Origin of the sequence: Porphyromonas bobii, assembly GCF_943169685.1 — a bacterium.
Taxonomy (GTDB): Bacteria; Bacteroidota; Bacteroidia; order Bacteroidales; family Porphyromonadaceae; genus Porphyromonas; species Porphyromonas pasteri.
In genome coordinates this window covers 343,215-367,408 of sequence record NZ_CALPBU010000001.1, presented here as the reverse complement: position 1 = coordinate 367,408, position 24,194 = coordinate 343,215, and the positions used below count along the sequence as shown (strand labels likewise).

The 24,194-nt window shown below is 54.1% G+C and carries 21 protein-coding genes and 2 tRNA genes; 15 read left to right on the top strand and 8 right to left on the bottom strand.

All coding sequences use genetic code 11. The features are described from left to right. Window positions 1-22 precede the first annotated feature (22 nt). The 14 genes from KO088_RS01515 (at window position 23) to KO088_RS01450 (ending at window position 13,388) form a co-directional block, all read left to right on the top strand. A complete protein-coding gene (locus tag KO088_RS01515; RefSeq protein ID WP_215493066.1) occupies window positions 23-913 on the top strand; it encodes a YqhG/Tai3 family protein in 891 nt (296 codons plus the stop codon). A gap of 182 nt (window positions 914-1,095) precedes the next feature. Further along, window positions 1,096-2,616 carry a glutamine-hydrolyzing GMP synthase gene (guaA, locus tag KO088_RS01510; protein WP_215493065.1) on the top strand — a complete coding sequence of 507 codons (1,521 nt, stop codon included), beginning with the start codon at window positions 1,096-1,098 and terminating at the stop codon, window positions 2,614-2,616. A 119-nt stretch (window positions 2,617-2,735) separates the two neighbouring features. Beyond that, window positions 2,736-3,554: a 3-methyl-2-oxobutanoate hydroxymethyltransferase gene (panB, locus tag KO088_RS01505; protein ID WP_215493064.1), complete on the top strand. Its 819-nt coding sequence runs from the start codon at window positions 2,736-2,738 to the stop codon at window positions 3,552-3,554. Between the two features lie 21 nt (window positions 3,555-3,575). After that, window positions 3,576-4,247, top strand: a complete 672-nt coding sequence (locus KO088_RS01500; protein ID WP_215493063.1) for a trimeric intracellular cation channel family protein — start codon at window positions 3,576-3,578, stop codon at window positions 4,245-4,247. Between the two features lie 60 nt (window positions 4,248-4,307). Then, window positions 4,308-4,601 carry a hypothetical protein gene (locus KO088_RS01495; protein ID WP_215493062.1) on the top strand — a complete coding sequence of 98 codons (294 nt, stop codon included), beginning with the start codon at window positions 4,308-4,310 and terminating at the stop codon, window positions 4,599-4,601. 33 nt (window positions 4,602-4,634) lie between these two features. After that, window positions 4,635-5,180, top strand: coding sequence for a 1-acyl-sn-glycerol-3-phosphate acyltransferase (locus tag KO088_RS01490; RefSeq protein WP_215493061.1), 546 nt, complete (start codon window positions 4,635-4,637; stop codon window positions 5,178-5,180). A 5-nt stretch (window positions 5,181-5,185) separates the two neighbouring features. Beyond that, complete coding sequence (locus KO088_RS01485; protein ID WP_215493060.1) at window positions 5,186-5,983, top strand: nitrilase-related carbon-nitrogen hydrolase; 798 nt, start codon at window positions 5,186-5,188, stop codon at window positions 5,981-5,983. A gap of 26 nt (window positions 5,984-6,009) precedes the next feature. Then, window positions 6,010-6,654 carry an orotate phosphoribosyltransferase gene (pyrE, locus tag KO088_RS01480; protein ID WP_215493059.1) on the top strand — a complete coding sequence of 215 codons (645 nt, stop codon included), beginning with the start codon at window positions 6,010-6,012 and terminating at the stop codon, window positions 6,652-6,654. Between the two features lie 34 nt (window positions 6,655-6,688). Next, complete coding sequence (locus KO088_RS01475) at window positions 6,689-7,114, top strand: SRPBCC family protein (RefSeq protein WP_215493057.1); 426 nt, start codon at window positions 6,689-6,691, stop codon at window positions 7,112-7,114. 21 nt (window positions 7,115-7,135) lie between these two features. Beyond that, on the top strand, window positions 7,136-7,582 hold the full coding sequence (locus tag KO088_RS01470; RefSeq protein ID WP_215493056.1) for a Rieske (2Fe-2S) protein: 447 nt from the start codon (window positions 7,136-7,138) through the stop codon (window positions 7,580-7,582). 14 nt (window positions 7,583-7,596) lie between these two features. Further along, window positions 7,597-9,024 carry a cardiolipin synthase gene (gene cls, locus KO088_RS01465; protein ID WP_215493055.1) on the top strand — a complete coding sequence of 476 codons (1,428 nt, stop codon included), beginning with the start codon at window positions 7,597-7,599 and terminating at the stop codon, window positions 9,022-9,024. 443 nt (window positions 9,025-9,467) lie between these two features. Then, window positions 9,468-11,270 (top strand): translational GTPase TypA, encoded by a 1,803-nt coding sequence (gene typA, locus KO088_RS01460; protein WP_215493054.1) that lies wholly within the window; start codon window positions 9,468-9,470, stop codon window positions 11,268-11,270. 161 nt (window positions 11,271-11,431) lie between these two features. Then, window positions 11,432-12,634 carry a dicarboxylate/amino acid:cation symporter gene (locus KO088_RS01455; protein WP_215493053.1) on the top strand — a complete coding sequence of 401 codons (1,203 nt, stop codon included), beginning with the start codon at window positions 11,432-11,434 and terminating at the stop codon, window positions 12,632-12,634. After that, complete coding sequence (locus tag KO088_RS01450) at window positions 12,621-13,388, top strand: inorganic diphosphatase (protein ID WP_215493337.1); 768 nt, start codon at window positions 12,621-12,623, stop codon at window positions 13,386-13,388. Before KO088_RS01455 ends, KO088_RS01450 begins: the two co-directional genes overlap by 14 nt. A gap of 322 nt (window positions 13,389-13,710) precedes the next feature. On the opposite strand, the gene KO088_RS01445 is transcribed toward KO088_RS01450, so the two are convergent. From KO088_RS01445 to KO088_RS01410, 8 genes are all read right to left on the bottom strand, one after another. Beyond that, window positions 13,711-15,753 (bottom strand): family 20 glycosylhydrolase, encoded by a 2,043-nt coding sequence (locus KO088_RS01445; protein WP_215493052.1) that lies wholly within the window; start codon window positions 15,751-15,753, stop codon window positions 13,711-13,713. A gap of 100 nt (window positions 15,754-15,853) precedes the next feature. After that, window positions 15,854-15,927 (bottom strand) — tRNA-Thr (locus KO088_RS01440). 198 nt (window positions 15,928-16,125) lie between these two features. Further along, window positions 16,126-17,292, bottom strand: coding sequence for a hypothetical protein (locus tag KO088_RS01435; protein WP_215493051.1), 1,167 nt, complete (start codon window positions 17,290-17,292; stop codon window positions 16,126-16,128). A gap of 265 nt (window positions 17,293-17,557) precedes the next feature. After that, window positions 17,558-18,760 (bottom strand): GTPase ObgE, encoded by a 1,203-nt coding sequence (gene obgE, locus KO088_RS01430; RefSeq protein WP_215493049.1) that lies wholly within the window; start codon window positions 18,758-18,760, stop codon window positions 17,558-17,560. Window positions 18,761-18,923: 163 nt separating this feature from the next. Then, window positions 18,924-19,496 carry an adenylate kinase gene (locus KO088_RS01425; protein WP_215493047.1) on the bottom strand — a complete coding sequence of 191 codons (573 nt, stop codon included), beginning with the start codon at window positions 19,494-19,496 and terminating at the stop codon, window positions 18,924-18,926. A gap of 19 nt (window positions 19,497-19,515) precedes the next feature. Beyond that, window positions 19,516-20,052 (bottom strand): phosphoribosyltransferase, encoded by a 537-nt coding sequence (locus KO088_RS01420; protein WP_060936135.1) that lies wholly within the window; start codon window positions 20,050-20,052, stop codon window positions 19,516-19,518. Between the two features lie 195 nt (window positions 20,053-20,247). Next, window positions 20,248-20,324 (bottom strand) — tRNA-Ile (locus tag KO088_RS01415). Between the two features lie 121 nt (window positions 20,325-20,445). Continuing rightward, window positions 20,446-22,413 carry a helix-hairpin-helix domain-containing protein gene (locus KO088_RS01410; RefSeq protein WP_215493045.1) on the bottom strand — a complete coding sequence of 656 codons (1,968 nt, stop codon included), beginning with the start codon at window positions 22,411-22,413 and terminating at the stop codon, window positions 20,446-20,448. Window positions 22,414-23,262: 849 nt separating this feature from the next. Here KO088_RS01410 and KO088_RS01405 point away from each other — a divergent pair. Further along, window positions 23,263-24,189 (top strand): DUF3078 domain-containing protein, encoded by a 927-nt coding sequence (locus KO088_RS01405; RefSeq protein ID WP_215493044.1) that lies wholly within the window; start codon window positions 23,263-23,265, stop codon window positions 24,187-24,189. Window positions 24,190-24,194 lie beyond the last annotated feature (5 nt).

The window sequence follows — 24,194 nt, the reverse complement described above, 5'->3', positions numbered from 1 at the left end:
CTAACCATATCACCACATTATTATGTCTAAGTCATTACTCACATGGAGCCTGCTTATCTTTTTAGGGCTCACTACTCCCACTACAAGCTGCGCACAAAAGCGCACCAAACAAAAGCAAACCACCACAGTCCAGAAGCAGCGTACCGAGAGCCCCGAAGCTATGCTCAAGCGCTTCTACACTGAGTACATTCGTTCCTTTGACCGTATGTATGAACCTGCTCAGATGGACTCTCTCATCTTAGCTAATGCCACACCAGAGGCTAAGGCTAAGCTGGAGCGCGTAAGAGCACTCACCGACTCGGATCCATTTATCCGTGCCCAAGACCTTGCATCTGGTAGCGAAGGGAGCCTGCAAGTACGTGCCCTCGGTCAAGACTGGTATCAGGTAAGCTTTGGTAGTGGAGAAAGCTATCGTGCTATTCCTCTCCATCTACTGAAGTCTGGAGATAAGTATCTCATTGACTTCATCACCCCCGAGTGGCATCACTCCGAGTACGGGGATAAGCTCCGTAGCAATCCCTTTACAGGGACTAAAAGCGTAGATATGACGAGCCCGATCAACTTCATTCGCTCCTTCTACGAGTGCTACATCTCTCACTACCTTGCGATGAAGCCCGAGCTCGAAGCTGAACTCAAGGCTCTGCGTGACCGCTACTGCACTAAGGCCACCATACAGCAGTATTATGAGGGCTTGGCTTCGGTGGGCGAGGTCGAGAGTGGATTCTTCGACACCCTCATTGATAATGTAGACTTTGACCCCAGCTGGTGTAGTAGCCTAAGCGTGCGCCCCAGCTCCGCCTCTGGAGTCTTCGAGGTCAGCTACTCCGATGGCGGAGGCGAGCGACACAAGTGGCTCGTCCGCGCTGTACCGCAGGCTGATGGTAGCTATCGTTTGGATAGACAGCCGTCTTAGAAGCTTACCCTCACCACAAGACATTCCTATAGGATTCCGAATCGGCGGCCTCCTATGGGAATGTCTCTTTTCTACGAGATAAAACTACGAGTATACGAGCGCTATCAGCAGAGTCTCCCACAATTCGTATCTTTGTCTTGAATTGGTCTTACCACTTATAAATAAGAAAGCCATCAGTAACTATGCAGGAGAAGATACTCATCCTCGACTTTGGCTCGCAGACAACACAGCTCATAGGCCGTAGACTCCGCGAACTGAACACCTATTGCGAGATCGTACCCTACAATAAGGTACCCGAAGATCTTACGGGCATCGCAGGGATCATCCTCTCAGGAAGTCCCTACTCGGTCTACGACGAAGCAGCCTTCCGCACCGACCTATCCGCCCTGCGTGGGCGTCTCCCCATACTCGGTATTTGCTATGGAGCACAGAGCCTCGTTCACCAAGCTGGTGGTAAGGTAGAGCCCTGCGATAGCCGTGAGTATGGTCGTGCACACCTCACGCTACGCCACGAGAATGATAAGCTCCTCGAGGGTATCACACCTGGCGGTATCGTCTGGATGTCCCACGGTGACACCATCACCACGCTCCCTAAGGGCTTCCGTATCATCGCCAGCACTGAGGACGTAGAGGCAGCAGCCTTCCGTATTGATGGCGAGCGTACCTGGGGGGTCCAGTTCCATCCTGAAGCATTCCACTCTGAAGAAGGTCTCAAGATCCTTGATAACTTCCTCAAAGTAACGGGTATCCGTGGCAACTGGTCTCCAGCCTCTTTCGTTGAGAGCACCGTGGCTGAGCTTCGTGCCCAGCTGGGGGATGACAAGGTCATCTTGGCTCTCTCGGGCGGTGTCGACTCCTCTGTGACAGCAGTCCTCCTCCACAAGGCGATCGGCAAGAACCTCACGTGTATCTTCGTCGACCATGGGCTCCTGCGTAAGAACGAATACGAGAATGTCCTGCGTGACTATGAGCACTTAGGTCTCAATGTCATCGGCGTCAACGCACGAGATAAGTTCCTCTCAGCTCTCCAAGGTGTCACTGATCCCGAAGAGAAGCGTAAGATCATCGGTCGTGGCTTCATCGAGGTCTTCGATGAAGAGGCACACAAGCTCAAGGACATTAAGTGGCTTGGCCAGGGGACCATTTATCCTGACGTCATCGAATCCCTCAGCATCACGGGTACGGTCATCAAGAGCCATCACAATGTCGGTGGGCTCCCCGAGCGTATGAAGCTCCGTCTTGTAGAGCCACTTCGCCTCCTCTTCAAGGATGAGGTGCGTCGCGTAGGTCTTGAGATGGGTATGCAGCCTCACCTCATCAAGCGCCAGCCCTTCCCTGGTCCCGGCTTAGGTATCCGTATCCTCGGCGAGATCACGGCTGAGAAGATCGAGATCCTCCAGAATGCTGACGACATCTATATGTCGATGATGCGCGAGTGGGAGCTGTACGACAATGTATGGCAGGCTGGTGCGATCCTCCTCCCCATCCGCTCTGTCGGTGTCATGGGTGATGAGCGTACCTATGAGTACACCATCGCACTACGCGCTGTGACCAGCACGGATGCGATGAGCGCAGACTGGGCTCACCTCCCCTATGAGTTCCTGGCTAAGGTCTCCAATGAGATCATCAACAAGGTACGTGGGGTGAACCGTGTCGTCTACGATATCTCCTCCAAGCCACCCAGCACCATCGAATGGGAGTAGTACATAGTGCTACTCTCGGACTCTCTATATCCACAGAAGTATAATCACAGAGGCCACCACCCTATCCCGTTCCAGGGATTAGGGTGGTGGCTTACCCCTCAATTTATATCAATAAAGAAGTGTCTCAACACCAAGCCGAGACGAAGAAGGTGACGACCCTCCGTCTGGCAGCTATGAAGGCTCAGGGTGAGCCAATCTCGATGCTCACAGCATACGACTATACGATGGCACGTCTCCTCGACGCTGCTGGTATAGATATCCTCCTCGTCGGAGACTCTGCTGCCAATGTGATGGCAGGCCATACCACGACCCTACCTATTACTCTCGATCAGATGATCTACCATGGTGCCTGTGTAGTCCGTGGAGTCCAGCGCGCCTTTGTCGTCGTAGACATGCCCTTCGGGAGCTATCAGATCAGTCCTGAGACCGCTCTCGCTTCGGCTATCCGCATCATGAAGGAGACGGGTGCAGATGCCGTCAAGCTTGAGGGAGGTACGCACCTATTCAGTACAATCAGCCAGTTCACAGCGGCAGGTATTCCCGTCGTTGGTCACCTTGGTCTCACACCTCAATCTGTACATCAGCTCGGAGGCTATGGACTTCAGGGTAAAGAAGGTGCTGCCGCAGACAAGCTCTTCGAAGAAGCTCTCGGGCTGGAGCGTGCTGGTTGCTGCGCTGTAGTACTTGAGAAGGTACCCGCCTCTGTCGCGGCACGTGTAGCTCAGGCCCTGCAGATCCCCGTCATCGGTATCGGAGCTGGTAGCGGTGTCGATGGACAAGTCCTCGTCTCACAGGATATGCTCGGTATGGAAGACCGCTTCACCCCAAAGTTTCTCCGCCGCTTTGCCTCACTCGGAGAGGAAATCAAGCAGGCAGCAGGGGCTTATATCACCGCAGTCAAGGAGCGTAGCTTCCCCTCTGATGCAGAATCCTACTAATAAGCAAGGAGATCACGGGCTATGAAGTTTGCTCATCTTGTTGATGTCAATGACTTTGTCAATTGGTGTGATTACCTCGGCACACTGGCCTTTGCCATCAGTGGTATCCGTCTCGCAGCGGGGAAGGGGCTAGACTGGTTCGGAGCCTACGTTGTGGGCTTCGTGACTGCTGTCGGAGGTGGTACGATACGTGACATCCTTTTAGATATCAAGCCGTTCTGGCTCATCCAACCATCCTATCTGATCATCACGGCTCTCGGACTTATCTTCACGATCATCTTCCGACGCCAAGTTGTCCGCCTCAATCACTCCCTCTTCGTCTTTGACGCCATCGGCCTCGGACTCTTCGTGGTCGTAGGTGTAGCGAAGTCCTATGCCGCAGGCTTCCCCTGGTGGGTTGCTGTCATCATGGGGACAGTCACCGGCTCTTTCGGAGGGCTTCTGCGCGACGTACTGATCAACGAAACACCCCTGATCTTCCGTACAGACTTCTATGCTTCGGCCTGCGTCCTTGGATCGATCATCTATGTCCTCATGGGGCGCTACTCAAGCCTACCCATCGAGTGGGTGCAGTTCATATCCGCCATCTCAGTGTTCATTTTCCGAGTGCTTGCAGTCGTCCTGCATATCCAGCTACCGACCTTCAATCCTAAGCTCACGGAGAAGAGTGAGCAAGAGAAGGGGGCAAGCTAAGCCTATAATCCATATCTTTGCCCTATATGAGGGGTATCTCTCCTCACATACTCTACCATTATGGCAAGTCAAAGAACCCTGAAGAAAGAGATCATCGCAGAGGTCATGCGCCTCTTTGACGAGGCTCTTATCATCCGTGCCGTCTCTGGGAGCGAAGCGATGCAGGCTGAGATCGAAGACCTGATGGACGACATCATGGTCTTCACCGACGACAGTCTCCGCCGCGTCACCCACCCCAGCGGCAAGCATAACCCTCAGCTCGTGAAGGCCTACTACAGAGACCTTCGTCACTACATCATCACGAACCTCGCGAGCTTCTCAGAGCGTCTAGACGACTTCGTCGAAGGTCTATAGCGCTCGACTTCATCCCATAGTATCCCTATACAATTGCGTAAGAAAATAGCTCAGAGCCTGCTTCGTCTCTTTGGATGGAAGGTCATCCCCCACCCTGGCAAGCAGCCTGAAGGGAGTGTCATCTGCGTCGCTCCACACACCAGCAACTACGACTTTCCCCTCGGGCTTCTCTATTCTTGGGCCGCTGGCTTCCACTCAGGCTTCCTGATGAAGAGCGACTGGTTCTTCTTCCCCTTAGGCTCTATCTTCCGAGCCTTAGGTGGTATTCCCGTCAATCGTAAGGAGCGCACCCAGACCGTGGAGCGTCTGCAAGAGCAGCTCCGACAGAAGGGGCAGATTCACCTTGCTATCACCCCCGAGGGTACACGCTCTCGAGGAGAGAAGTGGAAGAGTGGCTTCTACCATATTGCCGTTGCAGCAGGCCTTCCCATCGAGCTCGCCGTCATTGACTACGGCAAGAAGGAGCTCGGTATATTCGAGGTCTTCTACCCCACAGGCGATATGGAGCAAGATCTGGCGACGATACGTAGTCGATACGATAAGTCCCAGGCAAAGTATCCCGAGCAATTCACTCCCTAAGTCTTATGGCAAATAGCTTCCCTGCTCCCCTACGAGTCAGCGCAGTACAGTGCAGTATCCACTGGAATGATGTCTCGGCTAACCTCCAGCTCATCGAGAGCCTTATCCGAGATCATGCTGCGACGAGCGATCTCATCGTCTTCCCCGAGACGATTACTACGGGCTTCTCAAGCGAAGCAGCGAAGCTTGCAGACCGAGAGCAAGGCGAAGTCTACCAGACTCTCCTCCGACTCTCTCACGAGTACAATGTCGCTCTCGCTGGGAGCTACCTCAGTGAGGTCAAGGGAGTCATACATAATCTCTTCTTCCTCATTGAGCCCGATGGGAAGGTACAGCTCCAGGCAAAGCGTCACCTCTTCGCTCCTGGAGGGGAGAAGAAATTCGTCAGCTCTGCTACCAGCCGATCCATCTTCACATTCAAGGGCTGGCACATCCTCCCCATCATCTGCTACGACCTGCGCTTCCCCGTGTGGTGTCGCAATGTGTCGAACGAATATGACCTTATCATCGCTGTAGCCAACTGGCCACGCCCGCGTCGTGAGGTCTTCCGTACCCTCCTTCGTGCCCGTGCTATGGAGAATCTCAGCTACGTCATCGGCGTCAACCGTGTAGGCGAAGATCCTAACCACCTCGTCTATTCGGGCGACTCTGTCATCATTGACCCTCGTGGCAAGGCTCTTATCGAGGCTGAAGAAGGAGTAGAGGCTGTCATCACAACGACACTCGACTACGCTCCCCTTCAAGACCTTCGGCAGAAATTCCCCGTCTGGGCTGATGCCGATCCCTTCCTCCTACAGATCTAACTCACTCCTATAAAAGAACAATCCCCATGAGCGCTATCACCACCCAAGAACGTATCGCCGAAGCTCTCCTTCAGGTAAAGGCTGTAAAACTTCAGCCCGACTCTCCCTTCACCTGGGCCTCTGGCTGGAAGTCTCCTATCTACTGTGACAACCGTGTCACCCTCTCCTACCCTGAGGTACGCACGCTGATCAAGACGGAGCTTGCCGAAGCTATCCGCCGTGAGTTCGATGCTCCCGACGTCGTCGCTGGAGTTGCTACTGGGGCTATCGCTCAGGGTGCTCTCGTCGCCGACCTGCTAGGTCTCCCTTTCGTCTACATCCGCCCCGTAGCTAAGGACCACGGTATGGGTAATCAGATCGAAGGCGAGCTACCCGCAGGAAGCCGTGTACTCGTCGTAGAAGACCTCATCTCCACTGGTGGTAGCAGCCTAAAGGCTGTGGATGCTATTCGTCGTGCAGGATGCTCTGTCCTCGGTATGGTCGCAGTCTACACGCATGGCTTCCCTCAGGCAGAGCAGGCCTTCGCTGAGGCTGACGTCCGCCTCGTGACCCTCAGTTGCTATGATGCCGTCATCCGCCAAGCACTCGCTACGGGCTACATCTCGGCTGACGACGAAGTCCTCCTCAAGGAGTGGCGCAAGGATCCTGCCGCTTGGACCGGAAAGAAGTAAGCCCCGCACCATTATCCCATCATCCGACTAATTCATGTCCGACTACGTAAGCTCTATCAAGGCTATCGCCGCACCTCGTACCCGAGTATACCAGCGACTCTCAGACCTGAGTGGCCTGGCTAATATCCAAGACCGTCTCCCCGAAGAAGCACGTGAGAAGATCACCATCGAGCCTATCGATAGTGATAGATGCGCCTTCGTCGTCCCTGGGGCTGGGCGTCTCGTGCTCCGTATCATCGAGCGAGAGCCCGAGGGTACGATCAAGCTGGCGACCGAGCAGTCTCCCATCGACCTGACCCTCTGGATCCAGCTCCTCGAGCCTGCACCAGGGGATACGCGTCTACGCCTCACCCTCCGTGCTGACCTCAATTTCTTTATGCGGAAGATGATTGGGAGCAAGCTCAATGACGGGGTAGAGAAGCTCGCGGAGATGCTCACTATGATCCCTTACAACTACTAGCTCCCTCGTAGCCCCACCGATATGAGCAAGTACCTGCTATTGCTCTGTGTGGGGCTACTCTTTTTTTCCTGTACCTCCACCACCGAGACACCGCTCCCCAAGACTTCGGTATACTATGAGGTACCACTGCAACTCTCGCAGTATCGCACGCTACTCTCCCCTGGGGGAATAGCTCTCATCCCACACTCTACCATCGCATCGATGCGTGCAGGACTCGCAGGCCTGGCCATAGTCCATGCCATAGACCGCGAAGAGTACTATGCCTTCGACTTGGCCTGTCCCGTCGAGCCGGCACCTTGGACTCAACTCCAGCTCTCGGGGCTTGAGCTACGCTGTCCCAAGTGCAAGAGCCACTTCGACCTGCTCTCTGGGACGGGTCGCCCACTCTCAGGCCCAGCACGAAGCCCTCTACGCAGCTACCACGTACAGCGACTCTCTCGACAGGACAAGCTCCTCGTCACCAACTAACTCCACACCTCGCTATGGAGCTCTCCTCTTGGCTTATCATTGCCTATACACTGACGGTATTAGGGGTCATCGGGACGGTACTCAGTGAGAACCGCAATCCGCTCAAGGCCTCTGCATGGATCCTCATCGTCGGGCTCATCCCCGTCTTTGGGATCATGGTATATATCGTCTTCGGCCAAGACCAGAAGCGTCTGAATAGCATCAACCGCCGCTTCTACCGGAGACTCATGCTCAAGCCGCAGCGACTCTCCCTCCCTAAGCATCTGCTGAAGAAGCGGCAAGCCACAGAAGAACACCAGCGACTCATCGAGCTCGTTGAGCGAAACTCCGACAGCCCCCTCCTCCAGCTCCAGTCCCTCGATATCTATGCCTGGGGAGCGGACATGTACGAAGCTCTCTTCGCAGACCTGGAGCAAGCCGAGGAATACATCCACCTGCAAGCCTATATCTTCGGGGCAGACGACGTACTCGACCGCCTTACGGACATCCTCCTTCGCAAGGTCGAGGAAGGCGTCACCATCCGCATCATCTACGACCACCTCGGCTCATACAACGTCCCCTCCTCCTACTGGAAGCGCCTGCGACGTGCGGGGATCCAGGTCTACGCTTTTATGCGTGTGGCCTTCCCTCTTCTCTCCACCACGGTGAACTATCGTAATCACCGCAAGATCGTCGTCATCGACGGCTCCATCGGCTATGTCGGCGGGATGAACTTCGCCCAGCGCTACCTTACGGGCTCAGAACTCGGACGCTGGCGTGATACCCACTTCCGCATCACGGGGGTAGCCGTAGCTGGTCTCCAAAGCTCCTTCCTCATCGACTGGTATGCCGTCTCACGCAAGGTCATCAACGTAGACCGCTACTTTGATCCTGCGACTGAGCCGAACGAGTATTCTCCTTCGGTTCAGTTCGTCCAAGGTGGCCCGATTAGCCACTGGCGCACTATCGAGCAAGCGATCATCTATATGATCTCGCGAGCCAGCCATAGCATCTGCATCCAGACGCCCTACTTCCTCCCGACAGAAAATCTCAACAATGCTCTTATCACGGCAGCTCTTGCGGGTGTAAAGGTCGAGCTGATGCTCCCTCTCAAGACGGACTCGCGCCTGACAACCTTCGCTGCTAACTCTTACCTCACACAGCTCCTTGAAGCAGGGGTAAAGATCTACCAATATACCGACGGCTTCCTCCACTCTAAACTCCTTCTCGTTGACGATCAGATAGCGACTATCGGCTCAGCCAACATGGACTTCCGTAGCCTGGAGCACAACTTCGAGATCTCAGGGATCATCTACGACTCGGGGACAGCTAAGCGCCTGCGTACGCTCTTCGACCAAGACAAGACCTCCTGCCACCTCCTTACCTACGAGGAGTGGGAGCAGCGTGGGCGAATGGTCCGCTTTGCAGAATCTTTCATGCGCCTCTTTGCCCCCCTCCTATAGGGACCTTCATCTCCTACATCATGCTATAAGGCTGACTCCCGATTTCGGGGAGTCAGCCTTATACCATATTATCTACCTACTGTAGTGCGTGTTAGTCGCCTCCTTTCGAAAAGGAAAATCGAAGTAGTACTGGTCAGCGAAGTGACCAGTACTGGTTGAAGCGCGAAGTAGTACTGGTTCATATATGTGACCAGTACTGGTCCATTCGCCGAGCAGTACTGGTCGCAAAGTCCCCTCAATACTATCACCTCCTATCCACAGCATGAAGTCATTTTGCGAGCAATGTCGATAGCCGATTTACTGGGAGAGAAAGCAAGGTCTTTCGTGAGGAGAGATGAGTGCTTCACCCGCAAAAAACTATGCGCCGAGAAGCAGAAATCCCCCCATAAGTGCGCATTATTGACTACCTTTGTGCCCGTAATAGATGAACTTATAAGAAACAGATGCAAGACATTCGCAACATAGCAATTATCGCTCACGTCGACCATGGTAAGACGACGCTGGTAGATAAGATGCTTTTAGCCGGTAAGCTCTTCAGAGATGATAAGGCTGCCGAAGTAGATACGTACCTCGATAACAATGATCTCGAGCGTGAGCGTGGGATCACCATCCTCTCCAAGAATGTCAGCATCCGCTATAAGGACGTCAAGATCAACATCATCGACACCCCAGGCCACGCCGACTTCGGTGGCGAAGTAGAGCGCGTACTCAACCTCGCCGATGGTTGCCTGCTTCTTGTCGATGCCTTCGAAGGCCCTATGCCTCAGACGCGCTTCGTCCTGCAGAAGGCCATCGAGATGGGACTGAAGCCCATCGTAGTCATCAACAAGGTCGACAAGCCCAACTGCCGCCCCGAAGAGGTACAGGATATGGTCTTCGACCTGATGTTTAGCCTCAACGCCAGCGAAGAGCAGCTTGACTTCGAGACCATCTATGGCTCGGCCAAGCAGGGCTGGATGAGCAAGGACTACAAGCAGCCTACCGAAGATATCACCACCCTATTGGATACCATCCTCGAGCAAATCCCCGCTCCCACGCAGATCGAAGGCCCAGCACAGATGCTTATCACCTCTCTGGACTACTCTTCCTATGTCGGCCGTATCGCCGTAGGTCGCGTACACCGTGGTACCTTCAGCGAAGGGCAGGAAGTAGCCCTCTGCAAGCGTGATGGCTCGATCGCAAAGATGCGTATCAAGGAGGTCAATATCTTCGAAGGTCTTGGCCGAACGAAGGTCGATAGCGTCTCTTCGGGCGACATCTGTGCACTGGTCGGTATCGAAGGCTTTGAGATCGGTGAGACCCTCACGGACGTAGCTACGCCCGAAGCGCTCGAGACCATCGCTGTCGATGAGCCTACGATGAGCATGCTCTTCACCATCAACAACTCGCCCTTCTATGGGCGCGAAGGGAAGTTCGTCACCTCCCGCCACATCCACGATCGCCTAATGAAGGAGCTGGATAAGAACCTTGCCCTGCGCATCGAGCCTGCAGAGACCGCAGACAGCTGGATCGTCTACGGCCGTGGCGTCCTCCACCTCTCTGTCCTCATCGAGACCATGCGCCGCGAAGGCTACGAGCTGCAGGTCGGTCAGCCTCAGGTCATCATCCACGAGATCGACGGCGCCCCCCACGAACCCATAGAGCTTCTCACGGTGAACCTCCCCGAGGAGTCTGCGAGCAAGATCATCGACGTCGTCACGCGCCGCAAGGGTGAGATGACGATGATGGAGACGAAGGGTGACCGTACGTTCCTCGAATTCCACATCCCTTCACGCGGTATCATCGGGCTCAACAACTACGTCCTCACCGCTTCGGCTGGTGAAGCTGTCCTTGCCCACCGCTTCCTCGAGTATCAGCCATGGAAGGGCGACATCGAGCGTCGTAACAACGGCTCGATCATTGCTCTCGAGACCGGGACGGCCTACGCCTATGCTCTCAACAACCTCCAGAGCCGTGGTCGCTTCTTCATCGCTCCACAGGAAGAAGTCTACGCTGGTCAGGTCGTCGGTGAGCACACGAAGGAAGGTGACCTCGCCGTCAATGTCTGCAAGAGCAAGAAGCTGACGAATATGCGTGCTTCGGGTAGCGATGATAAGGTATCATTGGCTCCTCCCGTAGTCTTCAGCCTTGAGGACGCGCTGGAGTATATCCGCCCCGACGAATATGTCGAGGTGACGCCCGTCTCGATGCGTATGCGTAAGATCATCCTTGATGAGACCGAGCGCAAGCGACAGAATAGACAGTAACACTACACACGGAGTGATCATGACCTCCTAAGACAAGACGACTGGTATACCCCCTCCCCTACGAGAGGATGTATGCCAGTCGTATTGCTTTATCGCTTATCTTAGTAGGGTCTTTCACTATAAGCTAACTAACTACACTAACCCTTATCTCTTTTCAGCGAATGAAAGCTCTACGCCTCAGTTTGCTCCCCCGCATCATCATAGCGATCGCCCTGGGTATAGGCCTTGGGCTCATCGTACCTGATGGGGTGACGCGACTCTTCCTGACCTTCAATGCGATCTTCTCGCAGTTCCTCGACTTCGCCATCCCGCTTATCATCGTCGCTCTCGTAGCCGAAGCTATCGGGGGCATCGGCCATAGCGCGGGGAAGATGCTCCTACTGACCGTAGCTATCGCTTATGGCTCTACAATCTTCTCGGGCTATCTGGCTTACTTCACGGGGAATGCCATCTTCCCGCAGCTCATTGATGCGGGGCAAGTAGACCAGCTACAAGCGGGCCCCGAAGCTCTTACGCCCTACTTCACCATCGCTATGCCTCCCGTAATGGGTGTCATGACGGCGCTTATCTTGGCGTTCGTCCTCGGCCTTGGTGTGGCACATCTGGAGTCTACGGCGCTCAAGAACGTGATCATCGACGTCAAGGATATCATCTCGGGCGTCATCGAGAAGGTCATCATTCCGCTACTTCCACTCTATATCCTCGGGATATTCATGGAGATGGCGAGCAGTGGCAAGGTCGTCGGCGTGCTCGTGGTCTTCATCAAGATCATCGGGGTGATCTTCGTGCTCCACATCTTCCTGCTGCTGCTACAGTTCACTATCGCAGGGCTGGTGCAGGGGAAGAATCCGATCCGTCTGCTCATCAATATGCTTCCCGCTTACTTCACGGCCTTGGGTACGGCTTCGTCGGCAGCGACGATCCCCGTGACACTTGCCCAAGCGAAGAAGAATGGCGTCAGCGACGGGGTGGCTTCCTTCACCATACCTCTCTGCGCGACGATCCACCTCTCGGGCAGTACGCTGAAGATCGTCTCCTGCGCTCTTGCTCTTATCCTGATGCGTGGCGGGACGTATGACTTAGGTATGTTCACACACTTCATCCTCCTGCTTGGTGTGACGATGGTAGCAGCTCCTGGCGTGCCTGGCGGTGCGATCATGGCGGCGCTGGCCATCCTCCAGTCCATCTTAGGCTTTACGGTCGAGGAGCAGGCGCTGATGATCTCACTTTATATCACAATGGATAGCTTCGGCACCGCATGTAATGTTACCGGCGATGGCGCCATAGCCCTCGTCGTCGATAAGCTCTTAGGGCATAAGACCAGACCAGCTCAGGAAGGAGGTGAAGTACGTGACAGAGAATAAGGCTGCACGCACCGAAGGAGTCCTCAAGGCACTCCGCACCTACCGCGCCGAGCAAGGCCTCTGCGCACCCTTCCCTACGCTCTCCGCTGCGCTCTTCGATATGGATGGCGTGCTCTTCGATTCGATGCCCGCGCACTGCCGTTCGTGGGTGCAAGCCGCTCACGAGGTAGGCCTGCAGATGAACGAAGAGGATGTCTATTGGTTCGAAGGCCAGACAGGTGGCTACACGATCAAGCTACTCTACCAGCGTACTCTCGGCCGCGATGCCTCCCCCGAGGAGACGAAGTGGCTATATGAGCGCAAGACACAGCTCTTCAATGAGTACAATTCGGGCAAGACACTCCCTGGTGTCGAGCTGGTACTCGCCCAACTCTCCGACGTAGAGCGTCTCGTCGTCACAGGCTCTTCGCAAGCTTCGCTCTTAGGGCGGCTGGATGAAGCCTTCCCCAAGGTATTCTCCGAAGATCTCATGGTCACGGGCAAGGATGTGCGCCGTGGCAAGCCCGACCCCGAGCCCTACCTGATGGGCTTGGAGAAGGCTGGAGTAAGCGCTGCCGAGGCCTTCGTCGTGGAGAACGCCCCCATGGGTGTGCGGGCTGCCGTCGCTGCGGGCATCTTCACCATCGCGGTGAATACGGGCTTGCTCCCCGACAGCGCTCTTGCTGACGAAGGCGCACATCTCGTCTTCGACTCGATGCAAGAGCTCTCCGAAGCGCTGCCCATCCTGCGCACGCACTGGACGCTCCCCGTGTAGCCTCGCTGGGGGAGAAGAGGAGGAAGATCCTTCTCTCGCTTTTCGCCCCTCGCTAAGGCGCTCAATCCCCCGCCCCTTTCCTCTGAAAGCAAGGCGAAAAAACGCTGTGCGCACGGCGATAAATTTCCGTATATGCAGAAATATTTTTTCGCATATGCGGAAATTTATTTTTGTATATACGAAAATTTCCCTGCGCATATACGGAAGTTTCCGGCCGTATATACGGAGATCTCATCCCCTTGATTATCAAAAGAAAAGAGGGTGCAAAGGAAGTATCCTTCCCTTGCACCCTCTTGTGCTAAATGAGCCGAGGCCGAAGCGCCTACTTGAGGCTGGGCTTGGCGTACTGTAGATTCGGCAAAGCCTTGCTGCCGTCGGGCGTGGTGATCGCTGCGGCGAACATCCACTTATTCAGCCTAATCTCGGGGAGCGTGAAGCGCCCAATCGGTAGCTTAATCAGAATTTGATTCCAGCCCTTCTGCAGCTGGATCTGTAGGGGTGGGCGCGAAGCTGCGTTCTCGTTGGCAAGGGGAAGATCAATGTTGCGCTGCCCGACAGCATTCTGCCAGCGGGGAGGCGCGATAGCTTCTCCATTGACCCACAGACGGCTGCCCTTATAGTCCCACGTGCCTTGCTGGGGAGCTACGTCCGCCTCCGAACGGCTATAATTCTGCGTCTCGAAGATCAGGCCTGCCGTCGTGGCGGCATCGCTGTGCACCCAAGCAGTAGCGTAGACGGTGCTATTCTCCGATGCGTTGGGGACGAGGCCGTAGCAAATATCTCCCCACGTGTGACGGAGATAGACACCCGAACCTCCGCTGGTGCGCTGGTAGGGGTAGGCTTCTCCACCCACCTCGGCAGGCGGAGCATACTGGTGCGCCTTCATCTGCTTAAGGTACTGCTCTTCGGGTAGGTACGAGGCTGCAAGGTCGCCACCGTTGGGATAGACGGGGCTGACATACCACTGGGCATGGCTCTGCGCCACATAGGGGAAGGGCTCACCGGCGAAGACGCGATCCTTATGCCACAGGAGTCTGCGCTCGAAGTCCACAAAAGCCTCTCGCGTCTCGGGGCTCGCTTCGGGAGAAAGCGCTGCGGTCGGAGCGTTGAAGTATCCCTCACCGCCTCCAAGCCAAGCGCGCTCGGCCAGAGCAAGCATGTTGGGGTAGACGGCATTCTCCTGCATGATAGTGCGAGGAGACTCCACATAGCGGTCATTCCATACGGCGAGTATTGCCCCCATCACGTTCGTATTGCTCGCCGTAACGCCGAGGATCTTGCTGCTGTAGAGCATCTGGATATCGGCGAAGAGGTCGTAGTGATTGAGGTAATGGTAGCGACTATCGATGGCGGGCGTGCCATACACGATGTGTCCCTTTGAGCTCCATAGGTGGAGGAGGTCGACTTCCTTGCTCTTGAAGGGCCAGCCGGGATTCCACGCGATAGCCTTCTTACCAAGCGAACGAACGTGCTCGACCATCTCGGGGACGAAGAGCTTATCCGTGAAGTCCGTCTCATCCGTACCCAAGTGAATGTAAGATACATCGAGGCTCTCGGCCAGCTCCGCGAGGAGCTCCTTGACGACACGCTTACCCTCGGGCGTCTGCATATCAAAGCCCATCGCTCGCGAGAAAGCGGAGCTGTGACCCGGCATATCGATCTCGGGGATGAGCGTGATACGTAGCTCCTTGCACAGGCGTACCAAATCCTGTAGCTCCGAGAGGGTGTAGAACTTGCCAGGCATACGCGTCGTGTGGCGTGCCTCCGTCAGCTGAGGATAGCGCTTGCTCTGCAGTCGCCATGCTTGATGCTCGGTGAGGTGCAGGTGTAGCGTATTGACCTTGTATTGTGCCAAGAGACGTACCTGCTTCTTCAGCTCTTCCATAGGGATAAAGGCGCGGCCGAGATCGTGCATAAGGCCTCGCATGCGGAAGGAAGGCCAGTCGATGATGTCGCACGCCTCCAGCTCGCCCTTCTTCTCTGCCGAGATGAGGAGCTGCTCTAAGGTCTGCAAGCCACGATACAAGCCGATACGCTCGAGTGCATCCACGTAGATACCATCTGCTCCGATGCGAAGGCGATAGGCCTCCTCCTTATTGAAATAAACCTTGGGAAGCGAGGGCACGATCGAGGTGCGCACCACGATGGGGCTACGCGAATCGATGGCACAGCCGTTCCGCTGAAGTATTTCCTTCAGCTCGTCCTGTAGATACAGCCCCTCGGGCTTAAGACGGATCGTACTGCACTTCCCTGCGTGCATCTCCAGGTGCTGGGGGCGAGGAAGGAGCTTGTCTACCGACGCCTCGGCACTTGCACTGAGGAGTAGGCAGCCACTTAATAATAGTATGTAATGCTTGCTTGTCATAGGCGGATTAATTCTATGCAGACCGAGATATCATCATCTCATATTAAAAGGCAATAGAAAAGGGGATGTGTCGATTGGCACATCCCCTTTTCTTTCTTTGAGCCTCTTGTCGGATTCGAACCAACGACCCCGAGATTACAAATCACGTGCTCTGGCCAACTGAGCTAAAGAGGCAGGTGGGTAAGCGATCTATATCGCACCGCTACAACCTAATACCCTTGCTGCGATCAAGCCCTGGGGGAGTCAAAGGGAGCTGGTCGTATAGGACTTACCCAGTGCAAAAGTAGTATAAATATCCGAAAATGCAAGAGGGCGCCTCTGGGAATAGCCCCAGAGACGCCCCCTCTTCTAATAGAGCCTGTCGGTAGAAGACTACTTCTCAACGACCACAAAGCAGGGCTGGAAGATCAAATCCTTTTTCTCCCCTACCTTGATTGGTGCAAGAGGAGTCCCCCAGTAAAGAGGATAAGCTTTCTCCAAATCAAAACCCGGATACTTCTCACTCAATGAGACTTTCCCTCCCTTATTTTCATTCGTTTCTTTTCGTTCAAGCCAGCGTCGGCTCTTAGAACTGAGATTAGATTGCCTCGCCTTGAGAGAGAATTCTCGATAGAGAGCCATCGTATCGCCATCACTCTTAGGAGCAGTCCAATAAATCGAGTCATTTGTCAAGAGGAGTGCAATCCCGCCAACAGCATCTTTAGAGAGGCTACTGAAATACTCTATACGCTTCACATCCTTCCAGAAAAGATAGCGTACTACATTCTGTGCTCCTTGCTTCACTGCATAGATCTCTGGCTTAATATTAGCCCCTAGACGTGAAGTGATAACTCCTTCGGGGATATACAAGGGATACTTCAGCTCAAGAAGAGCATATTCCCCTGATTCATTCTTTACAACGATATCAATAAAGCAGCGCTTAGACGTCAGCCCCTCAACTTCATCTGGAGATACTATCAGATACTCTACTTCTATGCTTGCGTAGTGCCCTGTGTTGATAAGGTAGTTGGAGAGATTGAGCTGTAAGCTCGCCTCATTATAGAAGGTAAAGGTATGCACTGTTTTAAAGAAGTCTTGTATATCCTGCAGAAGCTTCTGCAGCAGAGGGTGCGTAGCTTGAGGAATGGTAACGAGTGCAGGCTCATCTATCTCGGGGACTCTATTAACTTCCGCAATGATATTTTGAGCAAGCTCTACAAGAGAGCCACTGGTATCAATCCCCAGCTCCTCGGAAATTCGGATGAGTTCGTTCTTAACCGCATCACATATACGATACACTTCGATTGCTCCTCCCTCTATCTTACGAATCAGGTAGCTCCCGATGAGAGCCTCTGTCTTACCTCCGAAGTCAGCGATCAGCTTAGCGCCAAAGCTCCGTGTATTCCATTCCTTCTGATACTCAAAGCCATGTTGCTCCGAGAGCTCTCGTAGTGTGCCCTTTACGCTATCTGTTGGATGAACTCGATAGACCGTCACACGGCCCTCCTTCACCCGAATCAGTGTGTCTTCATTATAGATAACTTCTTGCATCGGTTTCATGATGGTTATTCTTCTAAGCCTACTCTATCTAAGATTTTCGGCATCCTCTTTGTGTCTATGCTCACAGAACTTATCACTCATAATCTATAATGCAGAGGGATGAGTCGTGACATTTTCAGCGTACACTCACGATGCTAAAGGTAGCCAATACCTAATATAATCCCAAACATCACGTTGCGTCCATATAGAAATGCAAGAGGGCGCCTCTGGGAATGCACCCAGAGACGCCCTCTGTAACGTATGATTAGTTATCGGCGACGGCTAGCTATTCCTCGATAGCCTCATCGGCTTCGATCTCGACATCGTCCCAATCGAACTCCAGGTCGCCATCTTCGTCGTCCCATCCATCTTCATATTCATCCTCTACATCATAGTGGGTGGGAAGCTCATCATCATCATCATCAAAGGTGAGGCTCGTGACGTCGATAGACTGCTGGATGATAGACTCGGTGCGGTGCTTCGTCTCACGATTAAGTTCCTGCCATAGGAGGTCCTTCAGCTCGGTGAGTCCTTGGTGAGCAGCCGCGGAGATGAAGCAGATAGGAAGCTCTGCGGGCAGCTCCTTGTGTAGCTCATCAACGATCCAGCCCTGGATCTCTTCATCGATCAAGTCACACTTGGTGATGCAGAGGACCTTACGCTTCTCCGTGAGCTCAGCATTATACTTGACCAGCTCACTGAGGAGGAGACGATACTCGGCGGCGATATTCTCCGTATCGGCTGGGATCATGAAGAGGAGCAGAGCATTGCGCTCAATGTGGCGAAGGAAGCGCAAGCCTAAGCCACGCCCTTCTGCAGCACCCTCGATGATACCAGGGATATCCGCCATGACGAAGGAGCGGTCATCACGATAGCGCACCATACCGAGGTTGGGCTCCAGCGTCGTGAAGGGATAGTTCGCGATCTTGGGCTTAGCTGCAGTGATGACAGAGAGGAGCGTGGACTTCCCTGCATTAGGGAGACCAACAAGACCGACATCGGCGAGCATCTTGAGCTGGAGGATGACGGTACGCTCCTGAGCAGGCTCACCTGGCTGAGCATAGCGTGGAGCTTGATTGGTAGGCGTTTTGAAGAAGGTATTCCCCTTACCACCACGACCACCCTTGACGAGAAGCTCCTGCTGCCCGTGGCGGTTGAGATCCATGATGAATTCCCCCGTGAGGGCATCATAGACGGCGGTACCTACGGGTACCTCGATGACCTGGTCCTCACCATCACAGCCCGTGGAGCGGTTTCTACCGCCGCCGCCCCCGCTTGTCGCGATGACGTGGCGCTGATAGCGCAGGTGGAGGAGGGTCCAGTAGTTCTCATTGGCGCGGATATAGATGTCACCACCACGACCGCCATCCCCACCGTCAGGGCCGCCCTTGGGGATGTACTTCTCTCTACGGAAGTGCGTAGAGCCTCGGCCGCCCTTACCTGAGCGACAGTAGATCTTGACGTAGTCTACAAAGTTTGATTCTGCCATAGTGGCTCTCGTCTTCTATGATTAATGTGGTACAAAAATAAGGAAAGGCACGTGTCTGAAGTCTGGTCAGCCGATTCACCCGTGGGTGAGAAGCGCCACGCTCCAGGCACTATGCCTTTTCCTCCAACCAATGAGGCTGGGCTATATGCTGGTGGTCTTGTCCTTAGTTCAGGGCGTTGACGACCTTAGCGATGCGTGCCGTGATATCAGCGATAGCGCCGCTACCTTCGATGACATGGTGCACTCCCTTCTTAGCGTAGTGCTCAGCGATAGGAGCTGTCTGAGCGTGATAGACACCGAGGCGCTTCTGGATGGTCTCAAGGTTGTCATCGCTACGGCCGCTCTCTTCACCGCGCTTCAGCAGGCGCTGGATGAGTTCGTCTTCGGCGACCTGAAGATCCAGGACAGCATGTACAGCAGTCCCGTGCTTGGCGTAGAGCGCATCCAGCGCTTCGGCCTGAGCTACAGTGCGGGGGAACCCGTCGAGGATAAGCCCCTTCTTGGGCTGGCGCTCCTGGAGTACCTTCTCGATCATGCCGATGATCAGGCTGTCGGGGACAAGCTGACCGGCATCGATATAGCTCTTGGCAGACTTCCCCAGCTCACTACCCTGCTTGATCTCTGCGCGCAGGAGGTCGCCGGTGGAAATGTGATCGAACCCGAACTGTTCGATAAGGACTTCACTCTGTGTTCCCTTGCCAGAGCCTGGTGCTCCGAAGATCACTAAATTAAGCATCGTTGTCTCTAAAGTATGATTAGTCTTTTAGTTGATAAATATCTCTGAACATGCGACCGTAGTCATCGTAGTCAAGCCCATGACCGAGGATGAACTTATTCTCGATCTCCATAGCTACGTAGTCCGTGTGAACGTCACACTTCAAGGCCTCGGGCTTGGAGAGCATCGCAGCAATGTGGACTTCCTTAGCGCCCAGGCTATAGAAGTGCTTCTGTAGATTGTACATGGTGAAGCCCGTGTCGATGAGGTCCTCGACGATGACGACGACACGCCCCTCGAGGGACTGCGTCACAGGCATCACTTCCTTGAGCTCAAAGGTACTCTTGGTCCCCTGGTAGCTGCTATAGCGAGCAAAGGCAACCTCGAAGTCTTCGTCGATAGCGTACATGAGCTCGGAGGCAAACATGAATGAGCCATTCATGATGCAGACAAAGAGCGGGTCACGATCTTTAAAGTCAGCTTTCAGGCGTTCCCCGAGCTTCTTGACTGCCTGGCCTATGGTCTTGGCATCAATATAGGGCACGAAGGTCAGCCCCTTGAGTACTATTTCTCTCATTGAAGGATGTTACTTAACTCTACGGTTTGCTTATTAAGAAGCCACAAAGTTAGCATTATTATATCAGACGTAACGCACGCACGAGAAGAGGAAAGCATGAGGGCTTGCAATGGTCTACATGTAAGAGAGGCAAATACAAGCGAAATGGAGTAAGTGATCGACGATCACTTACTCCATTTCGCTTCCTTACTATAGTGGTGGTCCCACTTGGGCTTGAACCAAGGACTCCCTGATTATGAGTCAGGTGCTCTAACCGACTGAGCTATAGGACCAGTGAGAGAAAACTCTCATCTTACTCGGCTGAGTACTATGTACTTTTGCCCCGCAAAGGTAGAGATAATCGCCCTATTAGCCAAATCAAACCGCCCAAGAGGCGCGTATCTACAGCGCCCTTTACCATCCACGATAGCGCAGGGAGAGGGCGAAGAGTGTCTTCGTCGGGCGCACATCACGCTGCTGATGCTCATACTGTACACGCCCCTCGATCTGCCAATGCGAACTCAGACGATAGCGCACCCGCCCTCCGAGCACAGCTCCCTTACCATATAATAGAGTCGCACCATACTCACCTCGGAGCATCGGCGTCAGCGTATAGAGCCGGCTATCCCAGCTCGGAGCATCGAAGGCGTCTGCTAAAAGATCCAGCTGTAGCCGTTCGGAAGGAGTCCATCGTATGCGTCCCTGCACAGTCCAGCCCGAAGATGCGGCTCCACGGACATAGATGAGGGCTAGGCGAGGTTGCCAAGCGCCAAGATCATACGCCCCCTCAAGCTTGAAGCGATGGCTATCCTTTCGTCCCCGATAGTGTAGCCTCAGACTTGCCTCACGCTCTATCTGGAGACTGGTCATCAGGCCATAGCTCACAGCCGAACGTGCTACATTATCTCCCGACCTCTGCGAGCAGGCTCGATAGGCATCGAGATAAAGGAGGGTTGGCCCTAAGCTACTGAAGGGAGTAAGCTGTATCTGTAGGCGCCCTCCATCCTCACTATGCGGACGAAGTGCATGCGTGCCAGCTCGCCCATAATAGGTCCAGTAATGCGCCCCGATATGCCAGAGGGAGAGCCGAAAGTCCGCCCAGCCCCCTTGGAGATAAGAGAGGTGCTGGATGAAAGCCCACGCTGAGCGAGAGATATAGGCCGCCTCACCACTAAGACGCAAGTGACCTCGGAGCGTCTGATAGCGGTAGGAGAAGCTCCAGGCGGCATAGCTCTGCAAGCCCTCCAGCGTCGCATCACCTTGGCTCCCTGGTGGGTGTCTTAGTCGATCTCCTTGCCAATCTTGATACACTCCCTGTAGTGATAGCTCAAGATCGGGTACACGATATTCGATCCATCCTCCATAGAGACGGGTCAAAGCTTGCCGACGTGCCGCCCAAGCCACCTCTGTCGTATGCAGTCCCGTCTCCGAGAGCGCAGTAAGCAAGCCCTCGTCAGAGCGATGTGCGTCTATACGGCGATGAGAGGCGAAGAGCCCCAAGCGGTAGCTCCCCAAGCTAAGCATACCAGCTGCCCCACGGGAGAAGTCACTCTCAGTCATACTCCGCACAGGACGCACTCCCGTACCCTGGCGTGGGGTCAGTGAGAGGAAGCTCAGCGGGAAAGCTCCTTGCGAGAGGATCAACCCGCTGCCACGTGCCACGCGGTAATCACCCAAGACAAGGGTCAGCGCACGATGCTCCAGCTGGGCATGCAGGCTATAGGCATCGAGTCCTCGGTGCGTACGTTGTCGCCAAGGCTCGCCATAGTCCTTCTCCCCCGCGAAGAAGAGACTCAGGCTATGGGGCGTAGCATAGCTATAGCTTAGCCGTAATGCATCCTCCGAGCCGAGAAGTGGCTTCTTCGAAGGAAAGTCGGTGCTACTACGCTTACCATAAAAGATACGCGCCTCGTGGGTGGCTTCTAACGTATTTCCCAGCAAGGGGCGCTCCTCGGCTATGGGGCGACAGACCATGACGGGGCGTAGCAGGGCGATGAGCGAGAGACTCCAGCCTGGTACCAGCTTCAGCTCTGAGAGTTCATGAAAAGCCTGATGATCGGTGCGATAGCGGACGAACTGATAGATCTGATAGTCCGAGAGCATCGGGAGTCGACGTAGCTCCTCCTCTCGGACAGAATTGATATCTAGAGGTGCTCGCCGCAGCTCGTCATAGAGTACAGCCGCTTCGTGCGCCTCCTCTTCGGTAAGCAAACCCACCTGTAGCTGACTCTCAATAAAAACTTCCCAGCCCCCATCCGAGCGGAGGCTATCCGTAGGCGTCTGAGCTTGGAGTGAGCTGAGTAGTGCACTTAACCCCAAGAGGAGCAGGGCTATACTACTCCTTATAAAGGGGGTGATGACATGAGGATTCATTGTGCTCATGGTGTTGATATTAGGGTGCTTGTGTGGGGCACTCTTCTTGTAAAGGTACTGAAAGTGTAGCACAGTCTCTTGAGGCAAGAGAAACGAATAGTCGTTTGACTCCGAAACCAGTAGTCGTTTACGAATAGGCTTCTATTGCATCATCTAAGAACCGCTATACAATAGAGTAGCATACAGCATACAGCATACAGCAAGAGTAGCTTCAAGAAGGTACGAGTAATGAAGAGGTGGACTTGCACAATATTCTCTATAGATATATGGGTGCGTCGGTGGAGCTATATTGGATGGTGAAGGAAGCTATATAGCTTTGTGAAGTGACCTCTATTAGGTTGTTGCTCTGCGTAGGGATAAAAGTTTTGGACGAGTGGCTGATAAGTTTGGGCTACGTACGTGGATCTAACATCTACGTACGTGGATATTGGGATTTACGTGCCTGGTCTTTAAGACTACGTGCATAGACAGAGGAAAACCACTACGTGAAGGCGCTTTTTTCTTCACGAGAACGATGCTTTTCCCTCCGCTGGATAAGAGGAATACTCGCGATAAGGCGAAGGGCTTATGTATCTCTTCTCTTCGGAGAGGCATATCAGAGAACTGGGCGCACGATGCCTTGACACTCTAAATAGAGGGCAGGAGTCTCGGCAATAGTCTCCACAGGGCAATCTTATCGAAGGATCCGCTTGGCACTGGCAGATACGACCTCAATATAGCTCCAATATTTCCATAGATTTAGACAGGATAGATTCGCACCTTTTCTGGATCACAAGCACACTTTATATAAAAATGTGTAATTTCGCAGACCTTTTAAACTAAGGTAATTCCACACAAGCATAGTTATAAATACAGACAATGAAGAAACTCTTTATCGCCTTTTCGCTCCTCGCCCTCTCCGTGGGACAGGTAGCAGCACAGACGGACTCTATCCCCACCGAAGCTCCCGAAGTACCAGCTCCTGCACCAGCATGGAAGTTCTCCGGTGTATCGGGCCTTAACCTTGCTCAGACATCACTCACCAACTGGGCTGCAGGTGGTGAGAACTCCGTAGCTTGGAACCTCTACCTCAATGCTTCGGCTAACTACAAGAAGGGAGACTGGAGCTGGGACAATGCCCTGATCACAGACTTCGGTAAGACCTTCACGACCTCCAATAAGTGGCTCAAGAGCGTCGATAAGCTGAACTTCAGCACCAAGATCGGTCGCAACATCTCCAAGCACTGGAGCATCTCTGCTCTCGGAGACTTCCTCACGCAGTTCGCTCGTGGGTACGACTCTGACACGAACCCCAACATCCCAGGGAACAAGGATAAGTACATCTCTACCCTCTTCGCCCCGGGCTATCTGACACTCGCTATCGGTGCTGACTACAAGCCCAACGAAGACTTCTCCCTACTGCTCTCTCCCATCACAGGGAAGATGACCTTCGTCCTTGACAACCGCCTCTCTGCAGCTGGAGCCTTCGGGGTTAAGCCCGGTAAGAAGACGCTCGCAGAAGTCGGTGCTCTTGCAGTAGCTAACTACAAGCGTAAGCTCGCTGAGAACATCAACCTCGTCACGAAGCTCACGCTCTTCACGCCTTACAACGAGGACTTCGGTAACATCGACGTGAACTGGGATATGATGATCGCCTTCAAGATCAATAAGTTCCTCACCACGACGCTGACCACGAACCTCGTCTACGACGACGATATCAAGACGGTCGACGCAGCTGGCAACCAGCGCGGTGCCAAGGTCCAGTTCCGTGAAGTACTCGGCCTCGGTCTTGCCTACAGCTTCTAAGGCAT

What these genes read in the sequence shown, in the direction of transcription:
- KO088_RS01515 (WP_215493066.1), top strand. Translation starts at nt 23, where the DNA reads ATGTCTAAGTCATTACTCACATGGAGCCTGCTTATCTTTTTAGGGCTC.
- guaA (WP_215493065.1), top strand. Translation starts at nt 1,096, where the DNA reads ATGCAGGAGAAGATACTCATCCTCGACTTTGGCTCGCAGACAACACAG.
- KO088_RS01500 (WP_215493063.1), top strand. Translation starts at nt 3,576, where the DNA reads ATGAAGTTTGCTCATCTTGTTGATGTCAATGACTTTGTCAATTGGTGT.
- KO088_RS01495 (WP_215493062.1), top strand. Translation starts at nt 4,308, where the DNA reads ATGGCAAGTCAAAGAACCCTGAAGAAAGAGATCATCGCAGAGGTCATG.
- KO088_RS01485 (WP_215493060.1), top strand. Translation starts at nt 5,186, where the DNA reads ATGGCAAATAGCTTCCCTGCTCCCCTACGAGTCAGCGCAGTACAGTGC.
- pyrE (WP_215493059.1), top strand. Translation starts at nt 6,010, where the DNA reads ATGAGCGCTATCACCACCCAAGAACGTATCGCCGAAGCTCTCCTTCAG.
- KO088_RS01475 (WP_215493057.1), top strand. Translation starts at nt 6,689, where the DNA reads ATGTCCGACTACGTAAGCTCTATCAAGGCTATCGCCGCACCTCGTACC.
- KO088_RS01470 (WP_215493056.1), top strand. Translation starts at nt 7,136, where the DNA reads ATGAGCAAGTACCTGCTATTGCTCTGTGTGGGGCTACTCTTTTTTTCC.
- cls (WP_215493055.1), top strand. Translation starts at nt 7,597, where the DNA reads ATGGAGCTCTCCTCTTGGCTTATCATTGCCTATACACTGACGGTATTA.
- typA (WP_215493054.1), top strand. Translation starts at nt 9,468, where the DNA reads ATGCAAGACATTCGCAACATAGCAATTATCGCTCACGTCGACCATGGT.
- KO088_RS01455 (WP_215493053.1), top strand. Translation starts at nt 11,432, where the DNA reads ATGAAAGCTCTACGCCTCAGTTTGCTCCCCCGCATCATCATAGCGATC.
- KO088_RS01445 (WP_215493052.1), bottom strand. Translation starts at nt 15,753, where the DNA reads ATGACAAGCAAGCATTACATACTATTATTAAGTGGCTGCCTACTCCTC.
- KO088_RS01435 (WP_215493051.1), bottom strand. Translation starts at nt 17,292, where the DNA reads ATGAAACCGATGCAAGAAGTTATCTATAATGAAGACACACTGATTCGG.
- obgE (WP_215493049.1), bottom strand. Translation starts at nt 18,760, where the DNA reads ATGGCAGAATCAAACTTTGTAGACTACGTCAAGATCTACTGTCGCTCA.
- KO088_RS01425 (WP_215493047.1), bottom strand. Translation starts at nt 19,496, where the DNA reads ATGCTTAATTTAGTGATCTTCGGAGCACCAGGCTCTGGCAAGGGAACA.
- KO088_RS01420 (WP_060936135.1), bottom strand. Translation starts at nt 20,052, where the DNA reads ATGAGAGAAATAGTACTCAAGGGGCTGACCTTCGTGCCCTATATTGAT.
- KO088_RS01410 (WP_215493045.1), bottom strand. Translation starts at nt 22,413, where the DNA reads ATGAGCACAATGAATCCTCATGTCATCACCCCCTTTATAAGGAGTAGT.
- KO088_RS01405 (WP_215493044.1), top strand. Translation starts at nt 23,263, where the DNA reads ATGAAGAAACTCTTTATCGCCTTTTCGCTCCTCGCCCTCTCCGTGGGA.